This is a genomic window from Agreia sp., from assembly GCF_964263775.1.
Lineage (GTDB): Bacteria > Actinomycetota > Actinomycetes > Actinomycetales > Microbacteriaceae > Agreia.
The window spans coordinates 1-7,679 of the sequence record NZ_CAXVWM010000120.1 but is presented as its reverse complement, the minus strand read 5'-3'; the positions used below and the strand labels follow the sequence as shown (position 1 = coordinate 7,679).

8 protein-coding genes are annotated in these 7,679 nt (G+C 63.8%); 1 reads left to right on the top strand and 7 read right to left on the bottom strand.

The features are described from left to right. The 4 genes from ACE5CZ_RS09030 to ACE5CZ_RS09015 all read right to left on the bottom strand — a co-directional run. A partial coding sequence (locus ACE5CZ_RS09030; protein WP_374946995.1) for a glycoside hydrolase family 127 protein occupies positions 1-1,350 on the bottom strand: 1,350 nt, incomplete at its 3' end. 43 nt (positions 1,351-1,393) lie between these two features. Beyond that, positions 1,394-2,284 (bottom strand): carbohydrate ABC transporter permease, encoded by an 891-nt coding sequence (locus tag ACE5CZ_RS09025; protein WP_374946994.1) that lies wholly within the window; start codon positions 2,282-2,284, stop codon positions 1,394-1,396. Continuing rightward, positions 2,281-3,117: a carbohydrate ABC transporter permease gene (locus ACE5CZ_RS09020; RefSeq protein WP_374946993.1), complete on the bottom strand. Its 837-nt coding sequence runs from the start codon at positions 3,115-3,117 to the stop codon at positions 2,281-2,283. Before ACE5CZ_RS09020 ends, ACE5CZ_RS09025 begins: the two co-directional genes overlap by 4 nt. Positions 3,118-3,200: 83 nt before the next feature. Beyond that, positions 3,201-4,499 (bottom strand): ABC transporter substrate-binding protein, encoded by a 1,299-nt coding sequence (locus tag ACE5CZ_RS09015; RefSeq protein WP_374946992.1) that lies wholly within the window; start codon positions 4,497-4,499, stop codon positions 3,201-3,203. Positions 4,500-4,706: 207 nt separating this feature from the next. On the opposite strand from ACE5CZ_RS09015, the gene ACE5CZ_RS09010 reads away from it, so the two are divergent. Beyond that, the gene (locus ACE5CZ_RS09010) at positions 4,707-5,732 is read left to right on the top strand and encodes a LacI family DNA-binding transcriptional regulator (RefSeq protein ID WP_374946991.1); all 1,026 of its coding nucleotides are present in this window, start codon (positions 4,707-4,709) and stop codon (positions 5,730-5,732) included. Here ACE5CZ_RS09010 and ACE5CZ_RS09005 read toward each other — a convergent pair. The 3 genes from ACE5CZ_RS09005 to ACE5CZ_RS08995 all read right to left on the bottom strand — a co-directional run. Then, positions 5,662-6,021 carry a hypothetical protein gene (locus ACE5CZ_RS09005; RefSeq protein ID WP_374946990.1) on the bottom strand — a complete coding sequence of 120 codons (360 nt, stop codon included), beginning with the start codon at positions 6,019-6,021 and terminating at the stop codon, positions 5,662-5,664. The two genes, ACE5CZ_RS09010 and ACE5CZ_RS09005, sit on opposite strands and share 71 nt — an antisense overlap. After that, complete coding sequence (locus ACE5CZ_RS09000) at positions 6,018-6,995, bottom strand: hypothetical protein (protein WP_374946989.1); 978 nt, start codon at positions 6,993-6,995, stop codon at positions 6,018-6,020. Before ACE5CZ_RS09000 ends, ACE5CZ_RS09005 begins: the two co-directional genes overlap by 4 nt. After that, the coding region (locus tag ACE5CZ_RS08995) for a MerR family transcriptional regulator (RefSeq protein ID WP_374946988.1) at positions 6,992-7,679 on the bottom strand (688 nt) is incomplete at its 5' end. The genes ACE5CZ_RS09000 and ACE5CZ_RS08995, both read right to left, overlap by 4 nt.

Genomic DNA, 7,679 nt, shown 5'->3' with positions numbered 1-7,679 from the left:
GCCGTCGACGACGAAGCTGAGTTGCGACGGAATGAACTGGTGCACCTGTACGCCCGTCGCGTTCTCTGTTGCAATGTATGCCGAGAGCGTCGCGATGGTGCGCATGATATTCGGCGGGCAGCAGGCGCATTCGAACCACGTCGGGCGTGTACCGGGCGCATCGGCCCTCGTCGGACGTTCATCGAGAGGGGCCGCTGGATACTCGGCCCGCCGCTGGGCCGGGTTGTTGTAGAAGAATCCGGTTCGGCTCGTGTTCGTCGACGCGGAGAACAGATTGTAGAGGGCGCGTTCGATGGTGTCGGCGAAGCGCGACTCTCCCGTGGCCAGAAGCAGGCGCCAACTGAGCATGATGTTGCCGATGGTCGCACAGGTCTCGCCGTAGGCCAGGTCTGGCGGCAACTCGTAGTCGTCGCCGAATGCTTCGCCCGCGAATCTCGATCCGACGGCCCCCGTGAGGTACGTTTTCGCCGAGTTCATAGAATTCCACTGCACGAGTGCGGCGTCGAGAAGCGCCTGTTCGCCTGTCTCGATGTAGAGATCCACAACTCCTGCGAGCAGGTAGATCGCCCGAACGGCGTGCCCCACGACGGTCGTCTCATCACGAACCGGCGTGGCGTCCTGGTAATAGGCGTTGTCGAAATGTCCGTTGGGGTCGAGTACGAAGTGTCCCCGCACGTCGATGAACTGCTGAGCCAGCTCGAGGTACTGTTTCTCGCCCGTCTCTCGGTACAGCTCGACGAGGGCCATCTCGATCTCGGGGTGGCCGTCGGTGTCGCCGCGCCTGCGGTCGGCGAAGTCGGCGACCGCGACGTCGGCCGCCCGCTTGGCCGCGTCGAAGAGCGTCGTGCGACCTCGAACCCGCTTGTCGGCGATTCCGGCTTGAATCAGGTGACCGATGCAGTAGAGCTCGTGGCTCTGCACGAGGTTGTCCCATCTGACGTCGAGCCCCGCCTGTACGAACGAGTTGATGTAGCCGTCGGATTCTTGCGCTGCCGCAATGATCGCGCCGATCTCGTCGAGCAGAGCGACCTCATCCGGTGTCTCGTCTGTCTCGTCGTGAGACGCATCCCACGCGACGGCCTCGAGTGCCTTGTAGAGATCGGAGTCGGTGAACCACAATCCACGGCGCGGCCCCCGCTGTGCCGCCGGGTCGAGCCGTCGCAGGTTGTCGATCGTGCCGTCTTTCTCCAGCCAGGCGAAGGTGTGCGGGGTGGTCACCTCTCGATTGGCCTGCTGCCAGTTCGACCAGGGGCCGGCGGTGAGTCGGGCAGCCTCGAGGCCGATCGGGGTGAACGCGAGGTGACGAGAGTTGATCGGCGCAACGGGCGCGATAAGACGTGATTTGGGCATGAAAGTTTCCTTGAAGGGTGTCGCGGTTCGATGATTGGCCGGGTCAACCGCGCAGGGCGCCGTTGACGAGACCGGAGACGTAGAAGCGCTGGAGGAACAGATAGAGGAGAAGGACAGGCACGATCGTGATCACGACTCCGGCTTGGATGGCCCCGTAGTCGACGGACCCGTACTGCCCGATGCTGAGATTCACGAGCATGATCGGCAGCGTGTACTGCGAGCCGTCGCTGAGAAATATGAGCGGACCGAGGAACTCGTTCCACGACGCGATGAAGGAGAAGAGAGCGACCGTCACGATTCCCGGGGCGACCAGCGGCAGCGAGATATAGCGAAAGGCATCGAACGACCCGCATCCGTCTACGAGGGCGGCCTCTTCGAGCTCACGAGGAAGGGATTCGAAACTGTTTCGCATCAGGAATACGCCGAACGGCAGCTGGAACATGATGAGAACGAGCGCGAGCCCGAACACGGTGTTCACCAGGCCGAGCTTTCCGAGCACGATGAAAAGCGGGATCAGAATCGTGGCGTAGGGCACCATGAGGATCAGCAGCGTCGAGCCGAACAACACGTTCTTGCCCCAGAACTGAAAGCGCGCAAAGCCGTAGCCGGCGAGCACGGTGATGATCACCGTTCCGACCACGACGATCAACGACAACGAGATGCTGTTCCACAGGTAGGTGCCGAGACCGTAGCCGAAGTTCGCAAGGTTCTCGTAGTTGTCGAGTGAGAGTGACTGCGGGAACCACGTCGGCGTGCTCCGATTCGCTTCCTCAGACGACTTCAGCGAATTCAGCACCGTCCAGAGGATCGGCAGCAGAAACACCGCCGCCAGAACACCGCTGACCAGGTGAAAGCCGGCGCTCGCAGAGGCTGTGCGAGCGCGTCGTCCGGCGTCGACACGGCGACGTACGGGTGTGGATGCTGACGCTGTCATGCGGTGTCCTTTTTGCGGAGAAAGAAGAGCTGGGCGGCGTTCAGGAGCACGAGGGCCACGAGCAGCACGATCGAGAGCGCCGCCGCCTCTCCCAGGTCGAATTTTGAGAACGCGGTCTTGTAGATGGCGAGCACCAACGTGACGGTGCTGTTGTCGGGGCCCCCGTGGGTCAGCACTTGGAACTGATCGAAGGCGAGCAGAGAACCGGTGATCGACAGCACGAGCAGGAGGGCGAGGGTGGGCCTGAGGTAGGGCAGCGTGATGTAGCGCAGCCGCTGCCAGGTTCGGGCGCCGTCCATACGTGCCGCCTCATAGAGTTCCGCGGGCACGGCCTGAAGGCCCACGAGCAGAACGATCACCTGAAAGCCGATGAACTTCCAGATCACGAGGGTCAGCGTTGTGAAGAGAGCCTGTTCCGGTGTGCTCAGAAAGCCCCATGGGCCGTCAGAGAATCCGAGCAGCTCGAAGATGACGTTCGCGATGCCATTTCGGTCGTTGACCGCGGCGAGCCAGATCAGAGAAGCTGATGCGGTTCCCACAACGTACGGGAGAAAGAACGCGGTTCGATAGAACTTGGCACCGCGCCGGGGCGCGTTCGAGATCGCAACGAGAACGAACGATATTCCGAAGATCAGAACGGTCGTCAGCGCGGTGTAGATCAGTGTGAAGAGAATCGCGCCGACGAAGACCTTGTTTTCAGGAATCGCCGCGTAGTTGTCGAGACCGTTGGGGGTCGGACCGCCGAGGAGCGGCCAGTCCTGGGTCGACATGAAGAACAGCACACCCAGAGGAACCAGAAAGAGGATGGCGACCACGATCGCCAAAGGAGTCACGAAAAGCACTCCCACCGATGGCCGCGCGGTGAGGCTTCCCCGGGAGAGTGCTTTTCGCCTATCCGTGATCAATTGCGACATTCTTACTGGTCGTCCAAGGCGGCCTGAATCGCATCCTGTCCGTCTGCGATTGCGTTCGCATCACCGTTGAAGATGTAGTCCCGCACGAGAGTCGCCCACGGGCCGGTCGCGTCATTGACCGCCGCGCCGTAGCCGGTGGAGGAGGGCGTGTAGCCCGTCGCGAGACCTTCGATCGCCTGCACCATGCGCGGGTCGGATGCGCTGTACTCGTTGTCTGCGAGGTCGACTCGCGACGTGAGGTTTCCGCTCTTCGCCAGCACGTCTACCTGGGCCTCGTCGCCGAGCGTCCAGAGAAGAAAGTCGAGGGCCTGCGCGTAGTGGTCCGAATCCTTCGTGATTCCTGCGACATCGCCACCGACGAAGGTCGACGTCGCTCCGCCGTCTGGAGCCGGGAGCCCTGCGACACCCCACTCGAAATCGGCGTCGGCGAGGGCGCCGAAGTTGAATGTTCCCACGGGGAGCATGCCGATCGTTCCGGCGTTGAAGGCAGTCACCCAACTTGACCCGTCTTCGGTCTTCGCGGCCTGCGGAATGATGTCCTCGTCGAACATCTTCTTGTAGAGCTCCAGGGTCGACTCGAGTGCCTCCGAGTCGAAATCGGCAACCGTTCCCTCGTCGGTGAAGGGCGGCGTTCCCGCAGCGACCTGGTAGGGGAACATCGTGTAGGCGTTGCAGCCGGGGCAGTTGCCCGCGAAGTAGAACCCGTAGGTGTCGCCGCCGATGTTCTTGCGGATCGCCTGGGCATCGGCGTAGATGTCGTCGAAAGATGCGGGTGCTGCTTCGGGATCGAGACCGGCCGCGGCGAACAGGTCTTTGTTGTAGATGATCAGGGAGGAATCGACCACGAGCGGCGTGCCGTAGATCTTTCCATCCAGCGTCGTCGCGTCTGTGTGGGCGTGCGAGAGGCTGTCATAAAAGTCCAGTCCCTTCACGCCCTCGGTGATGTCCTTGAACACCCCCTGCTTGACGTAGTTCGGCGAGTACACGACATCGGCGCCGAGGATGTCGGGCAATCCGCCGGAACCGGCTGCCGCACCGACCTTGGTCTGGAAGTCCACACCGGGCACGACCGTCAGCTTGACCTGGTTCTTGTGGTCGGCGTTGTACGCGTCTACCAGGAGTTGCGCGGTGGGTCCGTTGTCTGCCCGTGCCCACATCGTGAGGGTGGTGCCGTTGTCGGGCTCGCCTTGGTCGGTGCTGGAAGCCGACGAACAGCCGGCCAGCAGCATCCCGGCTATGGCCGTGACGGCGAAAGTTTTGACCAGACGGGGGCGGCCGGTCGAGGGCGAGTGGTGCGCCATGATTTCTCCTTTGAAATGTGATGTCTGTCGACGAATGCACAACTGATGTTTCGAAATGTCGTACCCCGTGTTTCCGTGCACGGATAAGGGTTTCCGGGAACAAGATAACACTAGTGAGGCCAGTTTGGCTCGTCGTATTTCCGAAACAGATCGGAAATCTTTCCGTGTCTGCTAGTTTCAAAGCGGGAACAACCGAAACGAGGAGACGTGGTGAGGCCTGATCGCCGACCGACAACTGTTGCCGACGTCGCCCGACACGCGGGCGTCTCGCCGGGAACGGTGTCGAAAGCACTCAACGGCGGAGGGCAACTCAAGACCGAGACTCGGCAACGCGTCATCCGAGCCGCCGAAGAGCTGGGATTCTCCCCCAATGCGCTGGCCCGAAGCCTCATCAGTGGGCGAACCTACACGGTGGGCATCCTGACGACAGACAGCATCGGGCGCTTTACGATTCCCCTGATCACCGGTGCCGAAGACGCGCTGGGGGCGGGCCAGATGGCCATGTTCCTCTGCGAGAGCCGGGGCGACGCCATCCGTGAGCAGCACTATCTGAGGATGCTGTTGGCCCGACGGGTCGACGGCCTCATCATCACCGGTAAATCCAGCAACATACGGCCGTCGCTCGGTCACGACTTTCCGATACCCGTGGTCTACGCCCTCTGCCAATCCGAAAGCGCAGACGACTTCTCGATCCTGCACGACGACGAGCAGGGCGCCGAGATGGCCATCGACCATCTCCTAGAAACAGGCAGGCGCAGAATCGCCCATGTGTCGGGCCCCCTGAGCCACCTCGCCAGCCAGCATCGTGCGCGCGGGGCGTCCACCGCGCTGGCCCGCGCGCACGAATCCATGGTCGGCGGCGGCACGATGCATGGCGAGTGGAGCGAAGCCTGGGGGCGTGAAGCAGCGCTGCGACTCGTGCGCAACGGAGATCCTTTCGACGGCGTGTTCTGTGCCAGCGACGAGATCGCCCGCGGCATGACCGATGGCCTTCGCGACAGCGGAGTGGCTGTTCCGTCGACGGTCGGGGTCGTCGGAGTCGACAATTGGCTCGTCATGGCCGAGACCTCGCGGCCACCCCTGACCACGATCGACCTCAACCTCTCTGAACTCGGCCGACGTGCCGCAACGTGGTTGCTGACGGCGATAGACGGCGGCGAGCTCACGGCCGGTATCGAGCGGATCCCCGCGACTCTGGTGAAGCGCCGCTCCACCGAGATGGAGATCTCGTGAGTTCGCGCAGCCCGAGAAAGAGCGGAAAGGTGAAGGCGAGCGCTATCACGAACGTCAGGGGAACCAGCACGACCGCGAGCGACGACGACGCGGCATTGACGAACCAGCCCTCGAGATAGGTCGGCGCTGCCGGGGTCGCCTCGAACCGCAGATTGAACGTCCACGTTCCGATCGCGCCGATCACAGCGGCCAGCAGGTAGAGGCCCGCCAAAAGAATGCGGAACGTCGGCCGCCCGACGGGATCGACCGCATCCGGCTGAGAGCGGGTGACGCCGAGTTCGGCGCTCATCGCACGGCTCGTTCGACCCGGATGCGATGAGCGCGCAGCACAAGACCGGATGCGGCGAGGGCCGCACAGGCGAGTATGAGTGCGCCGGCAACCGTCTGTCCGCCGGGATCGACGATGGACTCGCCGCGAAGCGCCTGCCAGGTGAGCAACCCCATGGCGCCCGCATACGTCGCCGCGACGATCCACGCCAGCCCGGCGCGCGTTGTGACGTCGCGCAGGATCACGATTCGACGGGAGAGGAGCTCGAGAACGATCAGAGCGATCGGAATGACCTGGAGGGCGTGCATGCCGACGAAGTGGGGAATGCGGAGGTCGCCGCCCTCCGTGCTCCAGCCGAGCACGGCCAGCCCCGGGCCTCCGTCGGGGAGCCCGACCGTGTGCGCGCCGACGACTCCCTGCGGGTCGGCGAGCTGCGCCGAGGTCGGCCCGGTCATCAGGTACCCGAGGGCGAGCCCCACAACCGACAGGATGGCCCCGGAGCGGATGGCGACCGTTCGCGCGGCATCGCCGAGGTGACTGAAGAACAACAGCACCGAGACGAGCAGCGACGCAATCCACAGGACGCTGACCGCGGCGCCCATCAGCGAGAGGGCCGCGACCGCCAGCGGCGTCGAGACGTTGAAGTGGCTCGTGGTTCCGAATGCGGCGGCGCCGACGATGATGACCATCTCGATGAGCAGGGTGACGACGATCACGGCTCCCGCAACCCACGCGGTGCGACGGAATCGCTGCAACTGCCCGATCAGCCACGACCAGGCGATCGAGTACACGACGATCGACAGGGCGAACTTAAGCGGTTTGTCCCACTGGTTCAGTCCCCCGATCTCTATCGGGCTGATGAAGCGCGCGACGAGAGCGAATGCGGCCATCACGCTCATCAGAACAGCGATGTACACGAGCGGGCGGTGCCAACGCACGGGCTGCAGACCGCTCGTCGGGGCGGATAACACGGGTGGGTCGACGGTCGAGGTCACGAGCGGCTCGCATTCTGAGGGGAGTCGGATGAGGGGGGCCGGGTGCTTTCGGGCGTGAGGTAGCGCTGCTCGGAGAGGTGCCACTGGGCGCTGCGGCGCAATCCCGCCAGCAGCGTGTCGCCGAGCACCGTTCCGAGTACGACCGTCTCGGCTTTGGCTGCCGAGCCCTCGCTGGCGTCAAGAAGGTCGAGGTCTGCCTCAGCGATCAGCAGGGCGAGGGCCGCATAGCGCTCGTACCACGCGGAGGCGTCTCGCTGACCGGCTTGCTCGAAGGCGTCGATGGCGGTGGCCGCGAGCGTGCGACCCGGATCGCGGGGATCGGCGCCCCCACCCCAGGTGCCGACGAGTTCATCGACAGTGGCCTGGGCGTGCGGCGATACGTGCGAATCGTCGACGGCGTCTGTCGCGGCTCGCTGCGCCACCCCGAGGACGTTGATGAGGGGCAGATCCGAGCCTGCCGCATCCAGAACCTTTCGGGCCGTGGCGATACTCAACCCGCCCACGTGCAGCAGGCCGTGAATGAGCCTGAGACGGCGCGCATGCTCTTCGCCGTACTCGGCCTGGTTCGGTTCGGTCTTATCACCCGGCTGAAGCAGACCCTTACGCAGGTACATCTTGATCGTCGGCAGCGGCACGCCGGTCTCGGCGCTGAGCTGCGAGACCTTCATCGGGAGCCCTGGGGAG